Genomic DNA, 24,088 nt, shown 5'->3' with positions numbered 1-24,088 from the left:
GCTTCCTTTCTTCACCTGTCGTCACGGGAACGCGCGGGCGCACCCTGGGTTTCATGCCCGTTCCGGCCCGGCCGCGGGGCCGAGAAACTGCCGCCCGGCAGGAAGCCCGCCCCCAGCGGCAGCGCGGCCGCCCCCAGCGTGCGGGCCCGGCGGCCCAGGGTTCCGGCGCGCACCTCGGGCAGGGTGACGCCGTGGTGGCGCATCCCGGCCAGGCTGGCCGCGGTCGCCTGCACCAGCCCGGCCCGCAGCGCGGCCGGCATGGCGCCGTCGATCACCACCAGCGGCAGGTCCAGCACCGCCACCGCCCCCAGAGCCGCATGGGACAGCACCCGCGCCGATTCGTCCAGCCATTCCCGGACGATACCGGCCGGCAGATCCCAGGCCGCATCGTCCAGCGGCAGGTCGCCCCCCAAGGCCGATTCCAGCACGGAAATCGAGGCCACGTCCAGCACCTGCCGCCCCCCCGGCACCGGATAGGAGCCCATCGCCCCGGCATTGCGCGACGGCCCCAGCCGCAGCCGCCCGTCCAGCACCACGCCGCCGCCGGCGAAATGCGCGACATAGAAATACAGGAAATCCTGCGGCAATTCCTGGGTGCCGAACATCATCTCGGCCCCGCAGGCGCAGGAGCCGTCATTCTCCAGCCAGACCGGCAGGTCCAGCGCCTGCGCCAGTTCGGCGCGCAGGTCGCGGCCGCGCCAGGGGGCCATCTCCTCGGCCCAGTCCCACAGGTAGAAGGGGCTGGCGATGCCCATGCCCGACAGCCGCGCGCGCTGCGCTTGGGTCAATTCGGCCAGGATCTCGGCCGCGCCGGCGACGGCGAAGTCGCGAATCGCGTCGGGCTGCGGATAGGCATGGGGCAGCACCCGCATCTGCCGGATGCCGCCGGCGAAATCGACCAGCACCAGCTCGGCCACCCGGCGCCCGACCTTGAGGCCCAGGAACAGCGCCCCCTCCGGCGCCAGGGCCAGCGGCAGTAGCGGCTGGCCGACCTTGCCGCGCCGCCGCTCGCCCCTCGCATCCAGCAGGCCCGCGGCGATCAACTCGCGGGTGATGTTGGTGACGGCCTGCGCAGACAGGCCCGTGGCCTGGGCCAGCGCGGCGCGCGGCATCGGCCCGTTGCGGCGAATCAGCCACAGGATCAGCCGCTCGTTCTGGCTGCGGACCCCCTGCGGCGTCGCCGCCGGATTGGTGTTCGGCATGGTCGCTTCCTCCCTCCCCTATTAAATCAACGAAATTGATTTATTGACAAGCCCCCGTTTCTTCGGCAGCCTTTTACAGGAGGCGGCGGTCAGACCCGCCCAGAGGAGGAAGGACATCATGACCAAGACCAAACTGCTGCGCGCGGCGCTGGCGGGCACGGCCCTGACCCTGATCGCCGGCATGGCGCAGGCCGACAGCGCCTGCCTGATCACCAAGACCGACACCAACCCCTTCTTCGTGAAGATGAAGGAAGGCGCGCAGGCCAAGGCCGCCGAGCTGGGGCTTGAGCTGAAATCCTATGCCGGCCGCATCGACGGCGACCACGAAAGCCAGGTCTCGGCGGTCGAGGCCTGCATCGCGGACGGCGCCAAGGGCATCCTGATCACCGCCTCGGACACCAAGGCCATCGTCGATTCCCTCCAGGCGGCGCGCGATGCCGGGCTGCTGGTCATCGCGCTGGACACGCCGCTGGACCCGGTCGATGCGGCGGACGCGACCTTCGCCACCGACAATTTCAAGGCCGGCGAGCTGATCGGCCAATGGGCCAAGGCCACCATGGGCGATGCGGCGGCCGAGGCCAAGATCGCGCTTCTGGACCTGGCGATCTCGCAGCCCTCGGTCGACGTGCTGCGCGACCAGGGCTTCCTGCAGGGCTTCGGCATCGAGCTGGGCGACCCCGAGAAATGGGGCGACGAGACCGACCCGCGCATCGTCGGCCACGAAGTCACCTCGGGCAACGAGGAAGGCGGGCTGAAGGCGATGGAGACGCTGCTGGCCAAGGATCCCGACATCAACCTGGTCTATACCATCAACGAACCGGCCGCCGCCGGCGCCTATGAGGCGCTGAAGGCCGTCGGGCGCGAAGGCGACGTGCTGATCGTCTCGGTCGACGGCGGCTGTCCCGGCGTGCAGAACGTCAAGGACGGCGTGATCGGCGCCACCTCGCAGCAATATCCGCTGGACATGGCGTCGCAGGGCATCGAGGCCATCGCCGCCTTCGCCAAGGACGGCACCAAGCCCGTGCCGACCGAGGGCAAGGATTTCACCGATACCGGCGTGCAACTGGTGACCGACAAGCCAGCCGAGGGCATCGAATCCATCGACTCGGCCCGCGGCGCCGAGCTTTGCTGGGGCTGAGCCTCGACTGAACCGCAGGGCGGGGGAAACCTCGCCCTGACCACAGGCAGCGGCGCCCTGCACGGCGTCTTGCAAGGGGGGAGACCGTCCATGTCATCCGACACCAAGACGGCCGCCGGCTACGAGGAGGGCCTGCAAGGCGCCTCGGACAAGGTTGCCGAGTTCCACGAACAGAAAACCGCCCTGAAGCGCCTGCAGCACTGGCTGCACATGACGCCCTCGGCCGTGCCGATGATCGTGCTGGTCGCGGCGATCATCGTCTTTGGCCTGCTGTCACCGAACTTCTTCAAGGCGGTGACGCTGTCCACCATCCTGCAGCAGATCGCCATCGTCGGCATCCTGGGCTGCGCGCAGTCGCTGGTGGTGCTGACCGCCGGGATCGACCTGTCGGTCGGCGCCATCGCGGTGTTTTCCTCGGTGCTGATGGGGCAGTTCACATTCCGCTATGGCATCCCGGCGCCGGTCTCGATTGCGCTGGGGCTGGCGGCGGGCACGGCCATGGGCTTTGCCAACGGCTGGCTGGTCGCCCGCATCAAGCTGCCGCCCTTCATCGTGACGCTGGGCACCTGGCAGATCATCCTGGCGGCGAACTACATCTATTCCGCGAACGAGACGATCCGCTCGTCGGCCATCGCCGCCGAGGCGCCGGCGCTGCAATTCTGGGGCTATTCCATCCAGCCGGGCGGGGTGAAGATCCTTTACGCGGTGTTCCTGATGGTCGCGCTGGTCGCCATCCTGGCCTACGTCCTGCGCCATACCGCCTGGGGCCGGCATGTCTATGCGGTGGGCGACGACCCGGATGCGGCGGAACTGGCCGGCGTGCGCACCCGGCGGGTGCTGATCCAGGTCTATGCGCTGGCCGGGTTCTTCTGCGCCATCGCGGGCTGGGTGATGATCGGCCGCTTCGGTTCGGTCTCGCCCTCGGCCTCGACCGGGCAGCTGGGCAATATCCAGTCCATCACCGCGGTGGTGATCGGGGGGATCAGCCTCTTCGGCGGCCGCGGATCCATCGTCGGCATGTTCTTCGGCGCGCTGATCGTCGGCGTGTTCGAGATGGGGCTGAAGATGGTCGGCACCGATCCGCAATGGACCTTCTTCCTCATCGGCCTGCTCATCATCCTCGCCGTGGCGGTGGATCAATGGATCAGAAAGGCATCGGCATGAACGCGAACATTTCCGGGGAACCGCTTCTGAAAGCCCGCGGGCTGGTGAAACGCTATGGCAAGGTCACCGCGCTGGACCATTGCGACTTCGACCTGATGCCGGGCGAGATCCTGGCCGTCATCGGCGACAACGGCGCGGGCAAGTCCTCGCTGATCAAGGCGCTGTCGGGCGCGGTCCAGCCCGACGAGGGCGAGATCACGCTGGAGGGCAAGCCGGTGCGCTTTGCCAGCCCGCTGGATGCGCGCGGCTATGGCATCGAATGCGTCTACCAGACGCTGGCCATGTCGCCGGCCCTGTCCATCGCCGACAACATGTTCATGGGGCGCGAGCTGCGCAAGCCCGGCATCATGGGCAAGTGGCTGCGCAAGCTGGACCGGCCGGCGATGGAGAAATTCGCCCGCGAGAAGCTGACCGAGCTGGGGCTGATGACGATCCAGAACATCAACCAGGCGGTCGAGACGCTGTCGGGCGGCCAGCGCCAGGGCGTGGCGGTGGCCCGCGCCGCCGCCTTCGGCTCGAAGGTGGTGATCCTGGACGAGCCGACGGCGGCGCTTGGCGTCAAGGAAAGCCGACGCGTGCTGGAGCTGATCCGCGACGTGCGCTCGCGCGGGATCCCGATCATCCTGATCTCGCACAACATGCCGCATGTCTTCGAGGTGGCGGACCGCATCCATATCCACCGGCTCGGCCGGCGCCTTTGCGTGATCCGGCCGGACGACTATTCCATGTCGGACGCGGTGGCCTTCATGACCGGGGCAAAGGTGCCGGACGAGGTGGCAACGGCGGCCTGAACGGCGCGGCTGCGGGGGGCTTTGCCCCCCGTCCTTCGGACTCCCCCCAGGATATTTTTGCATGGAAGAAATACTGGACCTTGTGGCAAGGCTAGGCCCTGGCCGGCGGATCGTGGCCATCCTGGGTGCGCCCGGATCGGGGAAATCGACCCTGGCCGCGCAGCTGGTGGCCGGGCTGGAGGATGCGGTTCTGGTACCGATGGACGGGTTCCACCTGGACAACCGGCTGCTGGAGGCGGGCGGGCTGCGCGGCTGCAAGGGCGCGCCCGAGACCTTTGACGCCGCGGGTTTCGTCGCGCTGGTGCGGCGACTGAAGGCGGGGGGCGAGGTGGTCCATCCGGTCTTCGACCGCGGCCTGGACCTGGCCATCGCCGGCGCCGGCCGCGTCGAGACGGGGCACCGGCTGGTGGTGGTCGAGGGCAACTACCTGCTGCTGGACCGCGCGCCCTGGCGCGAACTGGCCGGGCTTTGGGATCTGTCGGTCATGCTGGACGTGCCGATCGAGGAGCTGCGCCGGCGCCTGACCGCGCGCTGGCAGGGGCTGGGGCGTTCGCCGGCCGAAGTGATGGCGCATCTGGAGAACGACCTCGGCAATGCCGAACTGGTGCTACGCGAATCGCTGCCCGCCGTTCTGCGGGTCCGGCCCGCGCCTATTTCTTCGGCCGGAACGCCTTGATGCGGCCGGGGTCGGTTTCGATCCAGGCCGCGCCGATCAGGTCGAGGCAATAGGGCACCGCCGCGAAGACCGCGTCGAGGCAGGTGGCGATGGCCGAGGGGTTGCCCGGCAGGGTGATCATGAGCGAGGCGCCGCGGATGCCCGCGGTCTGGCGCGACAGGATGGCGGTCGGCACCTCGCGCAGGCTGGCGCGGCGCATTTCCTCGCCAAAGCCGGGCAGTTCCTTTTCGATCACGTCGGCCATGGCCTCGGGCGTCTGGTCGCGCGGCGCCGGGCCAGTGCCGCCGGTGATCAGGATCAGGTCGGCGCCCTGGTCGTCGGCCAGGTCGCGCAGGCATTCGGCGACGATCTCGCGCCCGTCGGGGATGATGCGGCGCGTGATGTCCATGGGCGAGGTGATGGTGGCGCGCAGCCAGTCCTCGGCCCCCGGACCGCCCTTGTCCTCGTATTCGCCGCTGGCGGCGCGGTCCGAGACGGTGACGATGGCGATATGGGCGGGACGGGACATGGCGGGCCTCATGAAAAAGGCCGCGGGGGCTGCCCGCGGCCGGTGGGTCTTACTTGAACCTGGCGTTGCGGTTCGCCACCAGCTTCAGCCGCAGCGCGTTGAGCCGGATGAAGCCCGCCGCGTCCTTCTGGTCATAGGCGCCGGCGTCGTCCTCGAAGGTGACGTGCTTTTCGCTGTAGAGCGAATGGTCCGACCAGCGGCCGACCGTGTGGACGCTGCCCTTGTAGAGCTTCAGCCGCACGGTGCCGGTCACATGTTCCTGGCTCTTGTCGATCAGCGCCTGCAGCATCTCGCGCTCGGGGCTGAACCAGAAGCCGTTGTAGATCAGCTCTGCATAGCGCGGCATGATCGAATCCTTGAGATGGCCGGCGCCGCTGTCCAGCGTGATCTGTTCGATGCCGCGATGCGCCTCGAGCAGGATGGTGCCGCCGGGGGTCTCGTAGATGCCGCGCGACTTCATGCCGACGAAGCGGTTTTCCACGAAGTCGAGCCGGCCGATGCCGTGCCTGCGGCCGTATTCGTTCAGCGCGGTCAGGATGGTGGCGGGCGACAGCGCCTCGCCGTTGATCGAGACCGCGTCGCCCCGCTCGAAGCCGATCTCGATGTATTCGGGCTGGTCGGGCGCGTCCTCGGGGCTGACGGTGCGCTGGTAGACGTAGTCGGGCGCTTCCTCGGCGGGGTTTTCCAGCGCCTTGCCCTCGCTGCTGGTGTGCAGCAGGTTGGCATCGACCGAGAAGGGCGCCTCGCCGCGCTTGTCCCTGGCGATCGGGATCTGGTGTTCTTCGGCGAATTCGATCAGCCGGGTGCGCGAGGTCAGGTCCCATTCCCGCCAGGGCGCGATCACCTTGATCGAGGGGTCGAGCGCATAGGCCGACAGTTCGAACCGGACCTGGTCGTTGCCCTTGCCGGTGGCGCCATGGGCCACGGCATCGGCACCGTGGCGATGCGCGATTTCCACCAGGTGCTTGGAGATCAGCGGGCGGGCGATCGAGGTGCCCAGCAGGTAAAGCCCCTCGTAGACCGCATTGGCGCGGAACATCGGGAAGACGAAATCGCGCACGAATTCCTCGCGCACGTCGACGATATGGATGTTTTCCGGCTTGATGCCCAGCAGTTCGGCCTTCTGGCGCGCCGGCTCCAGCTCCTCGCCCTGGCCCAGGTCGGCGGTGAAGGTGATGACCTCGCAGCCATATTCGGTCTGCAGCCATTTCAGGATGATCGAGGTGTCGAGCCCGCCCGAATAGGCAAGGACGACTTTCTTCGGCGCGTCGGACATGCGATATGGCCCCCGTTTTTTGAGTTGATGTTGCAATAGGATGTTTTCCGATGACCGACAAGAGCGGGGCGCGGCCCAACCGCAGGCAGGGCTTTTCCGGCAAACCGGGGGGATTTCGGCACGGGGCCCGGAGCAGGGTCATCCTGTGCCGGCGCAGGCTGCGGCGGGCGCGCGATGCCTTCATGGACCAGGCGGGCGCGCTGCTGCGGCGCGTCTTTCGCGATTGCTGGTGGCTCAGCGCGATCATCGCCGCGGTCCTTTTCCTGCCGCCGCTGCTGGTCGAGCCGCTGCCCGCCTGGCATGATCCCGTCGCCCTTGCCGTGCTGACGCTGGCCTTCGGCATCGCGGTGCTGGGCTGGGCCATCGCGATCATGGGTAGCCTGCAGCTCTGGCCCGGTTTCAGGCTGGGGCTGACCATCGCCATTCCGCTTGGCATGGCCATGCTTGCCCGGCTGAGCGCGCGCGACATCCTGGCGCACAGTTTCGGGGTTTCGCCCGACGCCTTTCCGATGAGCCTGGACATGCTGACCGCGGTCATGAGCCTTTGGCTGACCTTCGCCGGGGTCGGGGCGCTGCTCATGCTGCTGCTGTTCGGGCTGTTTACCTTGCAAATGCTGACGGGGGGCGGCGGCGCAGCCCTGCGGTCGATGGCCTTTGCCCTGCCGCTCAGCGCGATGATCGCGATGCCGCTGGCATCATCGCTGGCGATCATGCCCGACCTGCCCGGCACCGTCCGCGCGCTGGATGGGCAGGAAAGCTACCGATGCGCGTTCCCTTCCATGCCGTCCCGGCCCCTTGCCGTCACCTTCCATTCCGATACGCAGGTGCTTGCCTGGATGCCCGATACCGCGCAGCCCGTCGTCCTGCCCTGCGAGATGGACGCCGCCCGCTAGCCAGGGCGGGCGGGCATCGCCCAGGGCGGCAAGCCATCCCCACTTGCCAACCGCCGCTTTTCGCGCCATTCGCCGGTCATGGAAAACTTTGCCGCCTCTGTCCGCCAGGCCGGGATCGCGCTGCGCGACCTTTTCGAGCCGACGCCCTTGCAGAAGAACGACCACCTCTCGGCGAAATACGGTGCCGAGATCTGGCTGAAACGCGAAGACCTGACGCCGGTGCGCAGCTACAAGCTGCGCGGCGCCTTCAACGCCATGCGCAAGATCGGCGCCGGGCCGCAGGGGCATTTCGTCTGCGCCAGCGCCGGCAACCACGCGCAGGGCATGGCCTATGCCTGCCGCCATTTCGGCACCCGCGGCACGATCTTCATGCCCGTCACCACGCCCCGGCAAAAGATCGACAAGACCCGCATCTTCGGCAATGGCGCCATCGAGATCGTGCTGACCGGGGATTATTTCGACCAGACGCTGGCCGCGGCGCAGGATTTCGCCCGCGCGCAGGGCGCCACCTTCCTGTCGCCCTTCGACGACCCGGACATCATCGAGGGGCAGGCCACGGTCGGGCTGGAACTGCTCGAGCAACTGGGCGGGGCGCCGGATGTCGTCGTCCTGCCGGTCGGCGGCGGCGGGCTGGCCGCCGGCGTCACCCGGCTGCTGGCCGAACTGGGCCCCGGCACCCGCGCCGAATTCGCCGAGCCAGAGGGCGGCGCCAGCCTGCGCGAGGCGCTGCTGGCCGGCGCCCCCGTGACCCTGCCCGCCGTGGACAATTTCGTCGATGGCGCCGCCGTGGCGCGGATCGGCGACCTGCCCTTTGCCGCGCTTGCCGGTTTCGACGCCGAGCGCGTCCATACCGCGCCCGAGGATCGCATCTGCGCTACCATGCTCGAGATGCTGAACATCGAGGGCATCGTGCTGGAACCGGCCGGGGCGCTGGCGGTGGACGTGCTGCGCGACATCCCGGATCTCGCCGGCAAGCGGGTGGTCTGCATCTGCTCGGGCGGGAATTTCGACTTCGAACGCCTGCCCGAGGTCAAGGAACGCGCCCAGCGTTTCTCGGGGCTCAAGCGCTATTTCATCCTGCGCATGCCGCAGCGGCCCGGCGCGCTGCGCGACTTCCTGCAGCTGCTTGGCCCCGAGGACGATATCGCCCGCTTCGAATACCTGAAGAAATCGGCGCGCAACTTCGGCTCGGTCCTGATCGGCATCGAGACCACCGCGCCGGAAAACCTCGCCCGGCTGTGCGAAAGGCTGGAGGCGGCGGGGATCGGCTATCGCGACATCACCCGCGACCCGGTGCTGGCGGAATTCCTGATCTGACCGACGCTCAGGCAAGGCGCGCCCGCCTGTCGGGGCGCAGCGCCGCGTCCAGTTGCCGCATCAGCGCCTGTTTCGACGCGGAATAGCTGGCCAGAAGCGATTCGACATCGACCTCGGCCGCCCGGCCGCCGGCGGCCTTGCGTTCGCCCGCGTCGCAAAGATTGCCGAAATCGGTAAAGCCCAGGTTCCAGGCGCATCCCTTCAGGAAATGCAGGTCGGTTTCCAGCTGCAGCACGTCCCGGCGCGACAGACGCATGATGACGCCTTCGACCTCGTCCAGAAACAGCTCCAGGATCAGCTGGAATTCGTCATCGCCGACCTCCCCGCGCAGTTCGTTGATACGGTTCCAATCCAGCATGGACAACCCTCGGAAGAATCACCCGGGCTTCATAACAGCAATTTCATCTATGACGTGTTAATCGCGAAAATTGTCTGGATTAACGGAACATTCAGACCCCGTGGTCTAGACCCTGGCGCATGATGATCCTCGAACCCCAGGCCGCGACGACGATACCGCACAGCATGCGGCTGGTGCTGCTTGTCGACGACAGCCGGGCGCAAAGGCGGACCCTGGCGGTGCAGCTCATCCGCGCCGGCTACCAGGTGGTCGAGGCGGCCAGCGGCGACGAGGCGATGCGCATCTGCCTGGAACGGCGGCCGGACATCGTGATCTCGGACTGGATGATGCCGGGGCAAAGCGGGCTGGAATTCTGCCGCCGCTTCCGCGAGATGCAGTCGGACCGCTATGGCTATTTCATCCTGCTGACCTCGCGCAACGACAAGAAGGACATCGCCCAGGGGCTGCGCGCCGGCGCCGACGAATTCCTGACCAAGCCGGTCTCGGGCGCCGAACTGCTGGCGCGGCTTTCCGCCAGCGAACGCATTCTGCGCATGGAGGAAAGCCTGCGCAGCGCCAATGCCCAGCTCAGCGCGACCCTGGCCCAGCTGCGCGAAACCCAGACCGCGATCGACCGCGACCTGCGCGAGGCGCAGCGCCTTCAGCAGGGGCTGGTGCGGGAACGCCATGGCCGCTACGGCGATTTCGACCTCTCGCTGCTGATGCGCCCGGCCGGCCATATCGGCGGCGACCTGGTCGGCTTCTTCCCGATCAACGCCCGCCGCATCGGGCTGTTCGCGCTGGACGTGGCGGGCCATGGCGTTGCCTCGGCGCTGCTTTGCGCCCGGCTGGCGGCGCTGCTTTCGGGCGGGACGGACCAGAACATCGCGCTGCGCATCACCGACCTGGGCCTTTACGACGCCCGCCCCCCGGCCGAAGTGCTGCGCCACCTGAACACGCTGATGATCGAGGAATTGCGCATCGAATCCTATTTCACCATGGTCTATGCCGACCTGGACTTCCTGACCGGCCAGCTGCGGCTGGTGCAGGCGGGCCACCCCCATCCGGTGCTGCAACACGCCGACGGCCGCATCGAGCGGATCGGCGGCGGCGGGCTGCCCGTGGGGGTCTTTCCCGATGCCGCATATGACGAGGTGCAACTGGCGCTCGGCCCCGGCGACAGGCTGTTCATCAGCTCGGACGGGCTGACCGAAAGCGAGAACGCGCGCGGCGAACCCCTGGGCGAGGAGGGACTGAACGCCATCCTGCGCACCAATGCGACGCTGCGCGGCGATGCGCTGCTGGAATCGATCTGCTGGTCGGCGGCGCATTACGCCGGCGGCCGGCGCAGCGACGACATCTCGGCCGTGCTGGTCGAGCGGCAGAGGAACGGCGACCACCCATGGGGCTGAGCAGGCGCGGCTCAGATCCGCCGCAACGCCGCCCGCACCAGGGCGCGCGAGCCCGGATCGGGCAACAGTTCCACGACCTGCCGCAGGGGCACCCAATGCGCCTCATGCCCCGGTTCGGCGGGGGCGCCCAGCCGCGCCACCGGACGCGCCAGCCAGAGGGTGCAGAGCTTTTCCGCCCAGAACCCGTAATCCGGCATATGGCAAAAGCGCCGATAGGCGCCGAAGCGGCGCGGATTGCCGATGCTCCAGCCGGTCTCCTCGCGCACCTCGCGATGCAGCGCGGCCAGCGGCGATTCGCCTGGGTCGATGCCGCCGCCGGGCAGCTGGAACTCGGGCTGCGGCGCCTGCTGGAAGGTCAGCAGCGCCGCGCCGTCGCGGATCAGCAGGCCATAGGCCCCCGGACGCAGGCGATAGGCGCGACGCCCCGGCGGCGATCCGAAACGCGGTATCATGCGGCTTGCTTTCCTTTCCCCACGGCGCCCTGCCGGCACCCTTCCTGGCCGGGAAGGCCATGGCGACGCCCTTCGCGGCTCCGCATGGCTTCTTCGTTCCCCAAATACTCATGCAACCGCGCCACCGGCGGCAAGGCCCGCCCGAAAGGGCCCCTGCCGCGCAAAGCAAAAGCCGCGCAAACCCAAGGGCTTGCGCGGCTTTTGTTCATGGTGCCCAGGAGAGGACTCGAACCTCCACGCCTTGCGGCACACGGACCTGAACCGTGCGCGTCTACCAATTCCGCCACCTGGGCAGGTCGCGTGAGCCGGGTGATTAAGCCCAGCCGCAGGGGGTGTCAACGGGGGATCGACAAAAATCTGCGCCCGGCCGCAAATCTTTTTCACGCCCCCGTTTCACGCCCTCGCCCAGGCCCTCGCCCTGGCCTTGTTCTGGGCCGCAGTCCATGGGCTGGCGGCGCCGGAAAGCCGCGCCCCGGCCAGGCGGCCCCGGCCCCCTTCAGCCGGACGGCCCGGCATGACCGCCCCCTTCGCCTTATACAGACCCGCTCGATCCTCCCGCGGTCGAAGTCATCCACACAGCCCCGCCCAGGCGACCGAGAGCAGGCCGCCCATGTCGGTCGCCATGACCCCCATGGCGCACGCGGTCGCGGCGGCAAGGCCGCACCTCTAAATGGCGCGACCTGACAGGTCTTTCATGCCGGGCCCGTTTGCCGCCCTCGCCCGGCCGTAGAAGGGGCGCGGCGCACGCCGGAAGCGGCCGGCAAGGCGGACCCGATCGTCGCAGGCCGGCGGCCACGGCTTGCCGCTGGCGGAAGGCTTGGGTATTGAACGATCAAGCACGCACGAAGGGAGCGCCGCATGTCCGCAGCCAAGCTTGTCACCATTTATGGCGGGTCTGGATTCCTGGGCCGGCAGATCGCACGGATCATGGCCGCCCAGGGCTGGCGCATCCGCGTCGCCGTCCGCCGCCCGAACGAAGCCGGCGTGGTGCGCACCTATGGCGCGCCCGGCCAGGTCGAGCCGGTGCCCTGCAACGTCCGCGACGACCTGTCCGTGACCGCCTGCATGGCCGATGCGGATGCGGTGATCAACTGCGTCGGCATCATGGTGCGCGAAGGCAGGAACACCTTCGACGCCATCCACGAAGAAGCCGCGGGCCGCATCGCCCGCATCGCCGCCGAAACCGGCGTCCGGCATTTCGTGCATGTCTCGGCCATCGGCGCGGACCCGGATTCGGACAGCCGCTATGCCGCCTCCAAGGGCCGGGGCGAGGCTGCGGTGCTGGCGCATCGCCCCGATGCGGTGATCCTGCGCCCCTCGGTCATGTTCGGGCCGGACGATCATTTCTACAACCGCATCGCCTCGATGACCCGGCTGGGACCGATCCTGCTGGTGCCAGGCGCCAGGACGCCGATGCAGCCGGTCTATGTCGAGGACGTGGCCCAGGCCGCCGCCATGGCGGCCGCGGGACAGGCCCGGCCCGGCATCTATGAGCTGGGCGGCCCCGATGTGCTGACCATGCGCGAGGTGGCGCAGCAGGTGCTGGTCGCGACCGGCCGCCGCCGCGCCATCGTCGGCCTGCCGCATTGGCTGGGCGGGGTGATGGGATCGGTGCTGGACACGGTGCAGACCGTCAGCGGCGGGCTTCTGACCAACCGCATCATGACCCGCGACCAGGCCCGGCTGCTGCGCCGTCCCAACCGGGTCTCGGAACAGGTCAAGACCTTTGCCGACCTGGGGATCGAGCCGACCGCCGCCCCCGCGATCATCGCGCAATACCTGTGGCGCTTCCGGTCCTCGGGGCAATATGAGGCGATCACCGCCTCGGCGAAGAACCTGCGCAACGGCTGATGGACCACAACACCCTCGTTGCCGCCGCCCTTGGTCTGCTGGAGGGGCTGACCGAGTTCATTCCCGTGTCCTCGACCGGCCACGTGCTGCTGGCCGGGCATTTCCTGGGCTTCGATTCGCCTGGCCGCGCCTTCGAGGTGCTGATCCAGCTGGGCGCCATCATGGCCATCCTGGGCGTCTATTCCGGGCGGCTGTGGCGGATCTTCACCAGCGCGCCGCATGACCCGCGCGCGCGGCGCTTCATCCTGGCGGTGCTGCTGGCCTTCCTGCCCGCGGTGGTGATCGGCGTGCTGGCGCATCGCATCATCAAGGAAGTGCTGTTCGAAACCCCGGCCCTGATCGCCATCATGCTGATCGTCGGCGGGGTGGTGCTGCTGTTCGTGGACCGGATGGCGACCCGGCCGCGCCATTTCTCGGCCGAGGATTTCCCGCTGCCCATGGCGCTGAAGATCGGCTTCATCCAGTGCCTGGCGATGATTCCCGGCGTCTCGCGTTCGGGGGCGACCATCGTCGGTGCCCTGCTTCTGGGCGCGGACAAGCGTTCTGCCGCGGAATTCAGCTTTTTCCTGTCCATGCCGACGATGCTGGGCGCTTTCGTCTATGACCTCTACAAGAACCGCGACATCCTGGACGCAGCGGCGACCGGGAACATCGTGCTGGGCTTCGTCTGCGCCTTCCTGGCCGCCGTGGTCGTGGTGCGGGGGTTGCTGAACTATGTCTCGACCTATGGCTACGGCTTCTTCGCCTGGTGGCGAATCGTGGTCGGGGCCGTGGTTCTGCTGGCTTTGCAGGCAGGATAGTAAACAATACTGACCCATTTTTCGCATTTGCAGCATGAAAAAGTGAAGGCGGATCGGAAGAATCGTTAATTAGGTCAACTGTGCTGACTTTTCTTTGACGGCAGCCTGTCTTATCAGGCTGTGAACACCCTCGTCATCGAAGGACGCGCAGCCATGGCCACGCAGAAGATGCTCAAATTCGTCACCATCGGGCGCGAGATGCCCGAAAAGCGTGACGCGGCATCCCGCTCGGAAGATTTCCACGAGATCTATCGCGAGTTCGCCGAAGCCAAGGCCAAGGAACAGGCCAGCCGCTGCAGCCAATGCGGCGTGCCCTATTGCCAGAGCCATTGCCCGCTGCACAACAACATCCCCGACTGGCTGCGCCTGACCGCCGAGGGCCGCACGCAGGAAGCCTATCTGCGCAGCCAGGAGACCAACACCTTCCCCGAGATTTGTGGCCGCATCTGCCCGCAGGACCGGCTGTGCGAGGGCAATTGCGTCATCGAACAGTCCGGCCACGGCACCGTCACCATCGGCGCCATCGAGAAATACATCACCGACACCGCCTGGGAGCAGGGCTGGATCACCCCGGTCGTGCCGATGCAGGAACGACCGGAATCCATCGGCATCATCGGCGCCGGGCCCGGCGGGCTTGCCGCCGCCGACCGGCTGCGCCGCATGGGCTTCCAGGTCACGGTCTATGACCGCCACGACCGCGCCGGCGGGCTGATGATCTATGGCATCCCCGGCTTCAAGCTGGAAAAGCAGGTGGTCGAGCGGCGCACGGAGCAGCTGGCCCAGGGCGGCGTGGACTTCGTGCTGAACGTCAATGTCGGCGAGGACATCAGCTTCGACGCCATCCGCGGCAAGCATGACGCGGTGCTGATCGCGACCGGCGTCTACAAGACCCGCGACCTGGACATCGACAATGCCGCCGCCAAGGGCGTGGTGCGGGCGCTGGATTACCTGACCGCCTCGAACCGGGTGGACCTGGGCGACGAGATCCCCGACTACGAGGATGGCGAGCTGAACGCCAAGGGCAAGCGCGTCGTGGTCATCGGCGGCGGCGACACCGCCATGGATTGCGTCAGGACTGCGATCCGCCAGGGCGCGCAATCGGTGAAATGCCTTTACCGCCGCGACCGGGCCAACATGCCCGGCAGCCAGCGCGAGGTGCAGAACGCCGAGGAAGAAGGCGTCGAGTTCGTCTGGCTGTCCGCCCCCGGCGCCTTTACCGGCCATGTCACCGGCGAGGCGATGGTCGCGCAGGAACGCGACGTCGACGACACCGGCGAGATCCCGACCATCAGCGCCGTGCGGGTGCAGCGGATGCGGCTGGGCCAGCCCGATGTCTCGGGCCGGCAGTCGCCGGAACTGATCGAGGGCGCCGATTACGACGAGCCGGCCGAGCTGGTCATCAAGGCGCTGGGTTTCGAGCCCGAGGAACTGCCGCGGCTTTGGGGCGTCGATGGGCTGGAGGTCACGCGCTGGGGCACGATCAAGGCCGATTACCAGACGCACCAGACCAGCCTGCCCGGCGTCTTTGCCGTGGGCGACATCGTGCGCGGCGCCAGCCTGGTGGTCTGGGCGATCCGCGACGGCCGCGAGGCCGCCGACAGCATCGCCGGCTACCTGTCGGGTGCCGCCCGCGTCGCGGCCGAATAGGGGGCGGCCATGGCACGACAACCACGCCCCAGCCCCGCACCCGGCGCCGCGCCGATGGCGCGTGGCATGGTGCTGGCGGCAGGAATGGCAGCCATGCTGACGCTTCCTGCCCTGCCCGCCGCGGCGGCGAATTTCACCCCGCCTTCCGGCTGCAAGCTGGAGATCACGGTGCAGAACCGCGGTTGCAGCGTCTCGCAGCATTATCGCTGCGGCTCGGATGCGCCGGGGGACCAGCGGGTGACCTATTTCACCCCCGAGGGCCCGACCTTCCAGTCGCGCATCGACCGCGAGACGCGCTGGATGGAAAGCACCGACCTGCGCAGCGGCCTGACCGACCTGCTGGAGGACGAGGCGCAGGACCACGCCTCGTTCAGCACGCTGCTGGAGACCGGGCGCGACGATTTCGATTTCTGGACCCGCTCGAACAGCGGCGAGCGGCTGCGCCATGTGGGCCATGACGAGCTGACCGGCGAAAAGGTGCAGATCGACGGGGTGACGCTGGAAGTCACGCGCTTCGAGCTGACCACCTATGGCGAATCCGGCCAGGTGCTGATCCAGCGCCGCGGCCAGCAATTCATCAGCCGCGCGCAGGGGCGGTTCTACGGCGGGGTCGAGACCTCCGAGGACTGGACCGGCGCCGTGCAGCAGACCAACGACAGCCCGGTGACGTTCTCGTTCCCCGGACAGCCCGGCTTCGGCTCGACCAAGCCGGAATATGATTGCGACCTGCAGATGGTGGGCGGCCAGGGCGCCGACATCCTGTGGCAGCTTACGAAGGAGGCACGGACGTGAAGGACTGTGAACAGATGAGCTGGGAACAGCAGGAACAGGCCCGCCGCGACTGGATGGCGGAACATTCGCTCTACCGTGCCGAGGACGAGCATTCGTCCTGCGGGGTCGGGCTGGTCGTCAGCATCGACGGCAAGGCCAGCCGCAAGGTGGTGGAAAGCGGCATCACCGCGCTGAAGGCGATCTGGCACCGCGGCGCCGTGGACGCCGACGGCAAGACCGGCGACGGCGCCGGCATCCATGTGCAGATCCCGGTGCCCTTCTTCTACGACCAGGTGCGCCGCACCGGGCACGAGCCCGACCACGACAAGCTGATCGCCGTGGGCCAGGTCTTCCTGCCGCGCACCGATTTCGCCGCGCAGGAGCGTTGCCGGACCATCGTGGAATCCGAAGTGCTGCGCATGGGCCATTACATCTACGGCTGGCGCCACGTGCCGGTGAACACCTCAGTCCTGGGCGAAAAGGCCAATGCCACCCGCCCCGAGATCGAGCAGATCCTGATCCGCTGCGACAAGGACATCGACGACGAGCAGTTCGAGCGCGAGCTTTACATCATCCGCCGCCGGATCGAGAAGGCGGCGATGGCGGCGCAGATCGCGGGCATGTATATCTGCACGCTGTCCTGCCGCAGCATCATCTACAAGGGCATGATGCTGGCCGAACAGGTGGCCGAGTTCTATCCCGACCTCAAGGACGAGCGCTTCGAATCCGCCTTTGCCATCTATCACCAGCGCTATTCCACCAACACCTTCCCGCAATGGTGGCTGGCGCAGCCCTTCCGCATGCTGGCCCATAACGGCGAGATCAACACGCTCAAGGGCAACTCGAACTGGATGCGCAGCCACGAGATCCGCATGGCCTCGCGGACCTTCGGCGAGATGGCCGAGGACATCAAGCCGATCATCCCCGGCGGCTCGTCCGATTCCGCGGCGCTGGACGCGGTGTTCGAGGTGCTGGTGCGCTCGGGGCGCAATGCGCCGATGACCAAGACCATCCTGGTGCCGGAGGCCTGGTCCAAGGCCACCACCGACATGCCCAAGGCCTGGGCGGACATGTATGCCTATTGCAATTCGATCATGGAGCCCTGGGACGGGCCGGCGGCGCTGGCGATGACCGACGGGCGCTGGGTCTGCGGCGGCCTGGACCGCAACGGGCTGCGGCCGCTGCGCTATGTCGTGACCGGCGACAACCTGCTGATCGCGGGCTCCGAGGCCGGCATGGTCCCGGTGAACGAGACCGCCGTGCGCGAAAAGGGCGCGCTGGGTCCGGGCCAGATGATCGCCGTCGACATGGCCGAGGGCAAGCTTTACCACGACCGCGAGATCAAGGACCACCTGGCGGCCAGCCAGCCCTTTGGCGACTGGGTGGAAAAGGTCGTCCAGCCCTCGGAGCTGATGGCCAAGCTGCCCGAGACCCCGCTGCATGTCGGCGAGGAACTGCACCGCCGCCAGATCGCCGTCGGCTATACGGTCGAGCTGGTCGAGCAGATGCTGGTCCCGATGGCCGAGGACGCCAAGGAGGCGCTGGCCTCGATGGGCGACGACACGCCGCCCGCGGTGCTGTCGCGCCAGTTCCGGCCGCTGTCGCATTACTTCCGGCAGAACTTCAGCCAGGTGACGAACCCGCCCATCGACAGCCTGCGCGAAAGCCGGGTGATGAGCCTGCGCACCCGCTTCGGCAACCTCAAGAACGTGCTTGAGGAAAGCTCGACCCATGCCGAGATCACCATGCTGGAAAGCCCCTTCCTCGCCAATGGCGAGTTCGAGGAGCTGACCCGCATGTTCCGCGACCAGGCGACGCAGATCGACTGCACCTTCCCGGTCGATGGCGGCGCCGATGCCCTGGGCGAGGCGCTGGCGCGCATCCGCGCCGAGGCCGAGGATGCCGTGCGGTCCGGCAACGGCCATATCATCCTGACCGACGAGGGCATCTCGGCCAGCCGCGTCGGCGTGCCGATGATCCTGGCGACCAGCGCGGTGCACAGCTGGCTGACGCGCAAGGGGCTGCGGACCTTCTGCTCGCTGAACGTGCGCGCCTCGGAATGCGTGGACCCGCATGATTTCGCGGTGCTGATCGGCTGCGGCGCGACCACGGTGAACCCCTATCTGGCGCAGGACACCCTGGCCGAGCGGATCGAGCGCGGGCTGCTGGACGGCAACCTGATCGACATCATGACCCGCTATCGCGAGGCCATCGACGCGGGCCTGCTGAAGATCATGGCCAAGATGGGGATCTCGGTCCTGTCCTCGTATCGCGGCGGGCTGAACTTCGAGGCGGTGGGGCTTTCCCGCGCCATGGTGGCGGAATATTTCCCCGGCATGCAGTCGCGCATCTCGGGCATCGGCCTGCACGGGCTGCAAGCCAAGCTGGAAGAGGCCCATGCCAAGGGCTTCCGCGCGGCCCTGGTCGATCTGCTGCCGGTGGGCGGCTTCTACAAGGCGCGCCGCTCGGGCGAGAAGCACGCCTGGGAAGCCAATACCATGCGGCTGTTGCAGCTGGCCTGCGAAAAGGCGTCCTACGACATCTGGAAGCAGTTCACCGCGACCATGCGGGCAAACCCGCCGATCCATATCCGCGACCTCTTGGACATCAAGCCGCTGGGCAAGCCGGTGCCGCTGGAAGAGGTGGAATCGATCACCTCGATCCGCAAGCGCTTCGTGACGCCGGGCATGTCGCTGGGCGCGCTGTCGCCCGAGGCGCATATGACGCTGAACATCGCCATGAACCGCATCGGCGCGAAATCCGACTCGGGCGAGGGCGGCGAAGACCCGGTCCACAGCCACCCGCTGCCCAATGGCGACAACCCCTGCGCCAAGATCAAGCAGGTCGCCTCGGGCCGGTTCGGCGTCACCGCAGAATACCTGAACGCCTGCGAGGAGCTGGAGATCAAGGTCGCCCAGGGCGCCAAGCCCGGCGAGGGCGGCCAGCTGCCCGGCATGAAGGTGACGGACCTGATCGCCCGGCTGCGGCATTCGACCAAGGGCGTGACGCTGATCTCGCCGCCGCCGCACCACGACATCTATTCGATCGAGGATCTGGCGCAGCTGATCTATGACCTCAAGCAGATCAACCCGCGCGCCAAGATCACGGTGAAGCTGGTGGCAAGCTCGGGCGTCGGCACCATTGCGGCGGGCGTGGCCAAGGCCAAGGCCGACGTGATCCTGATCTCGGGGCACAACGGCGGCACCGGGGCCTCGCCGGCCACCTCGATCAAGTTCGCCGGCCTGCCCTGGGAGATGGGCCTGACCGAGGCGCACCAGGTGCTGGCGATGAACCGCCTGCGCGACCGGGTGACGCTGCGCACCGACGGGGGCCTGCGCACCGGGCGCGACATCGTCATGGCGGCGATGATGGGGGCCGAGGAATACGGCATCGGCACCGCCGCCCTGATCGCCATGGGCTGCATCATGGTGCGCCAGTGCCAGTCGAACACCTGCCCGGTCGGCGTCTGCACCCAGGACGAAAAGCTGCGCGCGATGTTCAACGGTTCGGCCGACAAGGTGGTGAACCTGATCACCTTCTACGCCACCGAGGTGCGCGAGATCCTGGCCAGCATCGGCGCGCGCTCGCTGGACGAGGTGATCGGCCGCGCCGACCTGCTGACCCAGGTCAGCCGCGGCGACAAGTCGCTGGACGACCTGGACCTGAACCCGCTGCTCATCACCGTCGATGGCTCGGAAAAGATCGTCTACGACCGTTCGAAGCCGCGCAACGCGGTGCCCGACACGCTGGACGCCGAGATCATCCGCGATGCCGGCCGCTTCTTCTCGGACGGCGAGAAGATGCAGCTTTCCTATGCGGTCAGGAACACGCAGCGGACGGTGGGCACGCGCACCTCGTCGATGATCGTGCAGACCTTCGGCATGCGCAACAAGCTGCAACCCGATCACCTGACCGTGCGCCTGACCGGCAGCGCGGGCCAGTCGCTGGGCGCATTCGCCGCGCCGGGGCTGAAGATCGAGGTCTCGGGCGATGCCAACGACTATGTCGGCAAGGGCCTGTCCGGCGGCACCATCGTCGTGCGCCCGCCGATGGGCAGCCCGCTGAAGGCGGCCGAGAACACCCTCATCGGCAATACCGTGCTTTACGGCGCGACCGACGGCCATCTCTTCGCCGCCGGCCGCGCGGGCGAACGCTTCGCGGTCAGGAACTCGGGCGCCAAAGTGGTGATCGAGGGCTGCGGCTCGAACGGCTGCGAATACATGACCGGCGGCGTCGCGGTGATCCTGGGCCGGATCGGCGCGAACTTCGGTGCCGGCATGACCGGGGGCATGGCCTATCTCTATGACCCCGAGGGGCTGGCGCGCGACTATATCAACGCCGAGACGCTGGTCCTGTGCCCGGTGACGCAGGCACATTGGGAAGAGCAGCTGCGCGACCTGATCGAGCGGCACCACCAAGAGACCCGCTCGCGCCGGGCCGAGGAGATCCTGCAGAACTGGGAGGACGAAAAGGCGAACTTCCTGCAAGTCTGCCCCAGGGAGATGCTGCCGCATCTGCAATATCCCATCGCCCCGGTCGAGGATCTGGCGGCGGTGCCGGCGGAATAGGACGGATCGGGGGCCTGCGGGCCCCCTTTCCTTTAGCTGCGCCAGGGACCATCCCGGCCACCGGCACCCCCGGCCACCCGGACAAATGCCGCTCCACCCGAAACACTTCCGTTGAATCGCGCTTCGGGCATGCTATGTGAACTATACTGTTCAGTTGGTGGAGCCGACGGGGATCATGTTCACAAGCGTGCTGGCCAGCCTGGGAGCCGCAATCCTGTCGATGATCCTGGGCTTGCCCTGGTGGGTCTCGGCCCTCGGTTTCCTGGGCGCGGGCGTCTGCGCCCTTTTCGCCGCCGACGCATGGGCGGCCAGAAGGATCCCGGCCGAACCGCATCAGATCCAGCGCGACCAGCTGGAAAAATCCTCGGATCTTTATGCCGGGGCTGCGCGTCCCCGTTCGGGCAACCCGGCGGCACGCACCTTCCGGGCCTGACCGGGGCGCCCCCTTTCCCGCAGCACGCAACTTTCCCGCAAGGCCGGTTGGCCCTGGCCGCCAACCCGGATAAAACCCCGGCGCGACGGATTCGGAAAAGGAAGCGCCCATGTCTGCGACCGAAAAGATCGCCTTCGGCAGCATCCTCGTCGGGCTGGTCGTTCTGGCGCTGAAGGCGCTTGCCTGGTGGCTGACCGGCTCGGTCGCGCTGCTGTCGGATGCGCTGGAAAGCACGGTGAACGTCGCCACCGCCGTCGCCGCGCTGATCGCGATCCGGGTCGCGGCCAAGCCCGCCGACCGCGGCCACCCCTATGGCCATCACAAGGCCGAGTTCTTCAGCGCCGTGCTGGAGGGGGTGATGATCATCGTCGCCGCGCTGCTGATCCTGCGCGAGGCATGGCACGGCTTCCAGAACCCGCGCATGCTGGATGCGCCGCTCGAAGGGCTTCTGGTCAACGGCCTGGCCAGCGTGCTGAACGCGCTGTGGTGCTGGGTGCTGATCAGCCGCGGCGGCCGGCTGAAATCGCCGGCGCTGGTCGCCGACGGGCGGCATCTCCTGTCGGACGTGATCTCGTCCGTGGGCGTGGTGGCGGGCGTGACCCTGGCGGTCCTCACCGGCTGGGCGGTGCTGGACCCGGCGCTGGCGGCGCTGGTCGCCCTGAACATCCTGTGGTCGGGTTGGAAGGTCATGGCCAGCTCGCTCTCGGGCCTGATGGACGAGGCGGTTTCCGAGGACACGCTGGCCGAGATCCGCGCCACCATCTCGGACACCGCCATCGGTGCCATCGAGGCGCATGACCTGCGCACCCGCCATGCCGGGCCGCGCACCTTCATCGACTTCCACCTGGTGGTGGACGGCCAGACCACGGTCGATGCCGCCCATGACATCTGCGACCACATCGAACAGGCGCTCAAGCGCAAGCTGCCCGGCGCGTTCATCACCATCCATGTCGAGCCGGAACACAAGGCCAAGCATTCCGGCGTCGTGGTGATCTAGCGCAGCCGCCGCCCCTCGGCGTCGAAGTGAAAGGCGCGGTTCGGCTCGAAGCCCAGCCCGACCACCTCGTCCACGGCATAGTCCTGCTCGCCGAAGAGCCGCACGGTCAAAAGGCCGTGGTCCTCGGATGCGACATAGACCAGCGTCTCGCCGCCCAGCTTCTCGACATGGCTGACGCGGCCGCCGATCTGGCCGCCGCCCGGCACCAGATGCTCGGGGCGGATGCCCAGCCGGGCCGAGCGCAGGCCCAGCTTGCCGGCATCCAGGAAATTCATCTGCGGGCTGCCGATGAAGCCAGCGACGAAGGTGTTGTCGGGATCGTTGTAAAGGTCCATGGGGCGGCCCACCTGCTCGACCACGCCGCCGCGCAATACGACGATCTTGTCGGCCAGCGTCATCGCCTCGACCTGGTCGTGGGTGACATAGATCATCGTCGCGCCCAGTTCGCGATGCAGCCGGGCAATCTCGATCCGGGTCTGCACGCGCAGCGCGGCGTCGAGGTTCGACAGCGGCTCGTCGAACAGGAACAGCTTCGGGCGCCGCACGATGGCGCGGCCGATGGCGACGCGCTGGCGCTGGCCGCCCGACAGCTCGGCCGGGCGCCGCTCCAGCAGATGCGCCAGCGCCAGCATCTCGGCCGCCTTGCCGGTCGCCGCCTCGATCTGTGCCCTGGGCGTGCCGGCCTGTTTCAACGCCAGCCCCATGTTGTCGCGCACGGTCAGATGCGGGTAAAGCGCATAGCTCTGGAACACCATGGCGATCTCGCGCCGGGCCGGGGCCAGGTCGTTCACCCGCGCGCCGTCGATGGCCACGTCGCCCGAGGTCACGTCCTCGAGCCCGGCGATCATGCGCAGAAGCGTGGACTTGCCGCAGCCCGAGGGGCCGACGAAGACGCAGAACGCGCCATCCTCAACCGCCAGGTCCACGCCCTTGATGACCTGGGTGGTGCCGAAGGACTTGGTGACTTGGGTAAGGGTCAGGGCTCCCATCGGGGTCTCCTTGCTGCAAGACGGATCATTTGACGGCGCCGGCGGTGATGCCGCGGATCAGCTGGCGCGAGAACACGAGGTAAAGCACCAGCACCGGCAGGATGGCGAGGCTCAGCGCCGCCAGCACCGCATTCCAGTTGGTGACGAACTGGCCGATGAAGACCTGGCTGCCCAGGGTGACGGTCTTGGTCGCCTCGCTGGGCGCCAGGATCAGCGGGAACCACAGGTCGTTCCAGATCGGGATCATGGTGAAGACGGCGACGGTGGCCATGGCCGGCCGCACCAAGGGCAGCACCAGCCGGAAGAAGATGGTGTATTCCGAAAGCCCGTCGATGCGGCCCGCGTTCTTCAGGTCGTCCGAGACGCCGCGCATGAACTCGGACAGGATGAACACCGCCAGCGGCAACCCTTGCGCGGTATAGACCAGCACCAGCGCCGTCAGCGTATTGACCAGCCCGGATGCGACCATCATCTGCAGGATGGCGACGGTGCCCAGCCGGATCGGGATCATGATCCCCAAGGCCAGGTAAAGCCCCATCAGCATGTTGCCGCGAAAGCGGTATTCCGACAGGGCGAAGGCCGCCATGGCGCCGAACAGCAGCACGAAGAACAGGCTGGCCACGGTCACGACCAGCGAGTTCTGGAAGTAAAGCAGGAAATCCCCCTGCGCCAGCACCGTGCGATAGCCGACCAGGTCGAAGCTTTCCGTCGTGGGCACGGCCAGCGGGTCGGCGAATATCGCGCGGCGGTTCTTGAAGCTGTTGATGACCACGACGAATACCGGAAACAGCGCGATCACGGTATAGAGGATCAGCACCGCATGGGCAGCCAGGCTGCGGGCGGTGGAATGGCGGGCTTGGCTCATG

Annotated in this window: 21 protein-coding genes and 1 tRNA gene; 14 read left to right on the top strand and 8 right to left on the bottom strand. The window is 67.7% G+C overall.

The window, feature by feature from the left end; translation table 11 throughout:
- Positions 1-11: 11 nt before the first annotated feature.
- The gene (locus E3U26_RS10135; RefSeq protein WP_243783588.1) at positions 12-1,202 is read right to left on the bottom strand and encodes an ROK family transcriptional regulator; all 1,191 of its coding nucleotides are present in this window, start codon (positions 1,200-1,202) and stop codon (positions 12-14) included.
- A gap of 118 nt (positions 1,203-1,320) precedes the next feature.
- On the opposite strand from E3U26_RS10135, the gene E3U26_RS10130 reads away from it, so the two are divergent.
- The 4 genes from E3U26_RS10130 to E3U26_RS10115 all read left to right on the top strand — a co-directional run bounded on the left by E3U26_RS10130 (position 1,321) and on the right by E3U26_RS10115 (position 4,971).
- Positions 1,321-2,340 (top strand): sugar ABC transporter substrate-binding protein, encoded by a 1,020-nt coding sequence (locus E3U26_RS10130; protein WP_036751878.1) that lies wholly within the window; start codon positions 1,321-1,323, stop codon positions 2,338-2,340.
- A 90-nt stretch (positions 2,341-2,430) separates the two neighbouring features.
- Positions 2,431-3,504 carry an ABC transporter permease gene (locus tag E3U26_RS10125; protein ID WP_072461070.1) on the top strand — a complete coding sequence of 358 codons (1,074 nt, stop codon included), beginning with the start codon at positions 2,431-2,433 and terminating at the stop codon, positions 3,502-3,504.
- On the top strand, positions 3,501-4,295 hold the full coding sequence (locus tag E3U26_RS10120) for an ATP-binding cassette domain-containing protein (protein WP_208021261.1): 795 nt from the start codon (positions 3,501-3,503) through the stop codon (positions 4,293-4,295). The genes E3U26_RS10125 and E3U26_RS10120 overlap by 4 nt, the downstream gene beginning before the upstream one ends.
- Positions 4,296-4,356: 61 nt before the next feature.
- Positions 4,357-4,971 (top strand): nucleoside/nucleotide kinase family protein, encoded by a 615-nt coding sequence (locus E3U26_RS10115; protein WP_243783587.1) that lies wholly within the window; start codon positions 4,357-4,359, stop codon positions 4,969-4,971.
- Here E3U26_RS10115 and mog read toward each other — a convergent pair.
- Positions 4,946-5,479, bottom strand: a complete 534-nt coding sequence (gene mog, locus E3U26_RS10110) for a molybdopterin adenylyltransferase (protein WP_243783586.1) — start codon at positions 5,477-5,479, stop codon at positions 4,946-4,948. The genes E3U26_RS10115 and mog overlap by 26 nt on opposite strands.
- A gap of 49 nt (positions 5,480-5,528) precedes the next feature.
- A complete protein-coding gene (locus E3U26_RS10105) occupies positions 5,529-6,755 on the bottom strand; it encodes an argininosuccinate synthase (protein WP_036751889.1) in 1,227 nt (408 codons plus the stop codon).
- Between the two features lie 50 nt (positions 6,756-6,805).
- Between E3U26_RS10105 and E3U26_RS10100 the strand changes: the two genes are divergently transcribed.
- Together E3U26_RS10100 and ilvA are read left to right on the top strand one after the other, a co-directional pair.
- A complete protein-coding gene (locus E3U26_RS10100; RefSeq protein WP_499104779.1) occupies positions 6,806-7,648 on the top strand; it encodes a hypothetical protein in 843 nt (280 codons plus the stop codon).
- Positions 7,649-7,726: 78 nt separating this feature from the next.
- A complete protein-coding gene (gene ilvA / locus E3U26_RS10095; protein ID WP_072461072.1) occupies positions 7,727-8,965 on the top strand; it encodes a threonine ammonia-lyase IlvA in 1,239 nt (412 codons plus the stop codon).
- Positions 8,966-8,972: 7 nt separating this feature from the next.
- On the opposite strand, the gene E3U26_RS10090 is transcribed toward ilvA, so the two are convergent.
- Positions 8,973-9,323, bottom strand: a complete 351-nt coding sequence (locus tag E3U26_RS10090) for an Hpt domain-containing protein (protein ID WP_036751896.1) — start codon at positions 9,321-9,323, stop codon at positions 8,973-8,975.
- 119 nt (positions 9,324-9,442) lie between these two features.
- Between E3U26_RS10090 and E3U26_RS10085 the strand changes: the two genes are divergently transcribed.
- Positions 9,443-10,714: a PP2C family protein-serine/threonine phosphatase gene (locus E3U26_RS10085; RefSeq protein WP_243783584.1), complete on the top strand. Its 1,272-nt coding sequence runs from the start codon at positions 9,443-9,445 to the stop codon at positions 10,712-10,714.
- Between the two features lie 11 nt (positions 10,715-10,725).
- Here the strand turns inward: E3U26_RS10085 and E3U26_RS10080 are convergent, their stop codons facing one another.
- Positions 10,726-11,166 (bottom strand): NUDIX domain-containing protein, encoded by a 441-nt coding sequence (locus E3U26_RS10080; RefSeq protein ID WP_116223062.1) that lies wholly within the window; start codon positions 11,164-11,166, stop codon positions 10,726-10,728.
- A gap of 208 nt (positions 11,167-11,374) precedes the next feature.
- Positions 11,375-11,459: transfer RNA gene (locus E3U26_RS10075), tRNA-Leu, on the bottom strand.
- Positions 11,460-12,024: 565 nt separating this feature from the next.
- Between E3U26_RS10075 and E3U26_RS10070 the strand changes: the two genes are divergently transcribed.
- The 7 genes from E3U26_RS10070 to E3U26_RS10040 all read left to right on the top strand — a co-directional run bounded on the left by E3U26_RS10070 (position 12,025) and on the right by E3U26_RS10040 (position 22,233).
- The gene (locus tag E3U26_RS10070) at positions 12,025-13,017 is read left to right on the top strand and encodes a complex I NDUFA9 subunit family protein (protein WP_114535040.1); all 993 of its coding nucleotides are present in this window, start codon (positions 12,025-12,027) and stop codon (positions 13,015-13,017) included.
- The gene (locus E3U26_RS10065; protein ID WP_181180843.1) at positions 13,014-13,817 is read left to right on the top strand and encodes an undecaprenyl-diphosphate phosphatase; all 804 of its coding nucleotides are present in this window, start codon (positions 13,014-13,016) and stop codon (positions 13,815-13,817) included. The genes E3U26_RS10070 and E3U26_RS10065 overlap by 4 nt, the downstream gene beginning before the upstream one ends.
- 153 nt (positions 13,818-13,970) lie before the next feature.
- Positions 13,971-15,464, top strand: a complete 1,494-nt coding sequence (locus tag E3U26_RS10060) for an NAD(P)-dependent oxidoreductase (protein WP_036751906.1) — start codon at positions 13,971-13,973, stop codon at positions 15,462-15,464.
- A 9-nt stretch (positions 15,465-15,473) separates the two neighbouring features.
- Entirely contained in the window at positions 15,474-16,256 is a 783-nt protein-coding gene (locus E3U26_RS10055; RefSeq protein WP_243783583.1) for a hypothetical protein, read from the top strand.
- Positions 16,257-16,270: 14 nt separating this feature from the next.
- Positions 16,271-20,803 carry a glutamate synthase family protein gene (gltB, locus tag E3U26_RS10050; RefSeq protein ID WP_499105792.1) on the top strand — a complete coding sequence of 1,511 codons (4,533 nt, stop codon included), beginning with the start codon at positions 16,271-16,273 and terminating at the stop codon, positions 20,801-20,803.
- A gap of 136 nt (positions 20,804-20,939) precedes the next feature.
- Positions 20,940-21,236, top strand: coding sequence for a hypothetical protein (locus tag E3U26_RS10045; RefSeq protein WP_499104777.1), 297 nt, complete (start codon positions 20,940-20,942; stop codon positions 21,234-21,236).
- A 109-nt stretch (positions 21,237-21,345) separates the two neighbouring features.
- Entirely contained in the window at positions 21,346-22,233 is an 888-nt protein-coding gene (locus E3U26_RS10040; protein WP_243783580.1) for a cation diffusion facilitator family transporter, read from the top strand.
- Here E3U26_RS10040 and E3U26_RS10035 read toward each other — a convergent pair.
- Positions 22,230-23,222: an ABC transporter ATP-binding protein gene (locus E3U26_RS10035; RefSeq protein WP_114535035.1), complete on the bottom strand. Its 993-nt coding sequence runs from the start codon at positions 23,220-23,222 to the stop codon at positions 22,230-22,232. The two genes, E3U26_RS10040 and E3U26_RS10035, sit on opposite strands and share 4 nt — an antisense overlap.
- 25 nt (positions 23,223-23,247) lie before the next feature.
- Positions 23,248-24,087: a carbohydrate ABC transporter permease gene (locus tag E3U26_RS10030; protein WP_243783579.1), complete on the bottom strand. Its 840-nt coding sequence runs from the start codon at positions 24,085-24,087 to the stop codon at positions 23,248-23,250.
- Between the last annotated feature and the right edge of the window lies 1 nt (position 24,088).

It is taken from the genome of Paracoccus ferrooxidans, assembly GCF_029909815.1.
GTDB lineage: Bacteria > Pseudomonadota > Alphaproteobacteria > Rhodobacterales > Rhodobacteraceae > Paracoccus > Paracoccus versutus.
This window is presented reverse-complemented; position numbering and strand designations above follow the sequence as displayed.

Coding starts and splice junctions, on each gene's coding strand:
- E3U26_RS10040 (WP_243783580.1), top strand. CDS start 21,346: ATGTCTGCGACCGAAAAGATCGCCTTCGGCAGCATCCTCGTCGGGCTG.
- E3U26_RS10030 (WP_243783579.1), bottom strand. CDS start 24,087: ATGAGCCAAGCCCGCCATTCCACCGCCCGCAGCCTGGCTGCCCATGCG.
- E3U26_RS10100 (WP_499104779.1), top strand. CDS start 6,806: ATGACCGACAAGAGCGGGGCGCGGCCCAACCGCAGGCAGGGCTTTTCC.
- ilvA (WP_072461072.1), top strand. CDS start 7,727: ATGGAAAACTTTGCCGCCTCTGTCCGCCAGGCCGGGATCGCGCTGCGC.
- E3U26_RS10085 (WP_243783584.1), top strand. CDS start 9,443: ATGATGATCCTCGAACCCCAGGCCGCGACGACGATACCGCACAGCATG.
- E3U26_RS10090 (WP_036751896.1), bottom strand. CDS start 9,323: ATGCTGGATTGGAACCGTATCAACGAACTGCGCGGGGAGGTCGGCGAT.
- E3U26_RS10080 (WP_116223062.1), bottom strand. CDS start 11,166: ATGATACCGCGTTTCGGATCGCCGCCGGGGCGTCGCGCCTATCGCCTG.
- E3U26_RS10125 (WP_072461070.1), top strand. CDS start 2,431: ATGTCATCCGACACCAAGACGGCCGCCGGCTACGAGGAGGGCCTGCAA.
- E3U26_RS10115 (WP_243783587.1), top strand. CDS start 4,357: ATGGAAGAAATACTGGACCTTGTGGCAAGGCTAGGCCCTGGCCGGCGG.
- E3U26_RS10070 (WP_114535040.1), top strand. CDS start 12,025: ATGTCCGCAGCCAAGCTTGTCACCATTTATGGCGGGTCTGGATTCCTG.
- E3U26_RS10060 (WP_036751906.1), top strand. CDS start 13,971: ATGGCCACGCAGAAGATGCTCAAATTCGTCACCATCGGGCGCGAGATG.
- mog (WP_243783586.1), bottom strand. CDS start 5,479: ATGTCCCGTCCCGCCCATATCGCCATCGTCACCGTCTCGGACCGCGCC.
- E3U26_RS10120 (WP_208021261.1), top strand. CDS start 3,501: ATGAACGCGAACATTTCCGGGGAACCGCTTCTGAAAGCCCGCGGGCTG.
- E3U26_RS10055 (WP_243783583.1), top strand. CDS start 15,474: ATGGCACGACAACCACGCCCCAGCCCCGCACCCGGCGCCGCGCCGATG.
- gltB (WP_499105792.1), top strand. CDS start 16,271: ATGAGCTGGGAACAGCAGGAACAGGCCCGCCGCGACTGGATGGCGGAA.
- E3U26_RS10105 (WP_036751889.1), bottom strand. CDS start 6,755: ATGTCCGACGCGCCGAAGAAAGTCGTCCTTGCCTATTCGGGCGGGCTC.
- E3U26_RS10035 (WP_114535035.1), bottom strand. CDS start 23,222: ATGGGAGCCCTGACCCTTACCCAAGTCACCAAGTCCTTCGGCACCACC.
- E3U26_RS10130 (WP_036751878.1), top strand. CDS start 1,321: ATGACCAAGACCAAACTGCTGCGCGCGGCGCTGGCGGGCACGGCCCTG.
- E3U26_RS10135 (WP_243783588.1), bottom strand. CDS start 1,202: ATGCCGAACACCAATCCGGCGGCGACGCCGCAGGGGGTCCGCAGCCAG.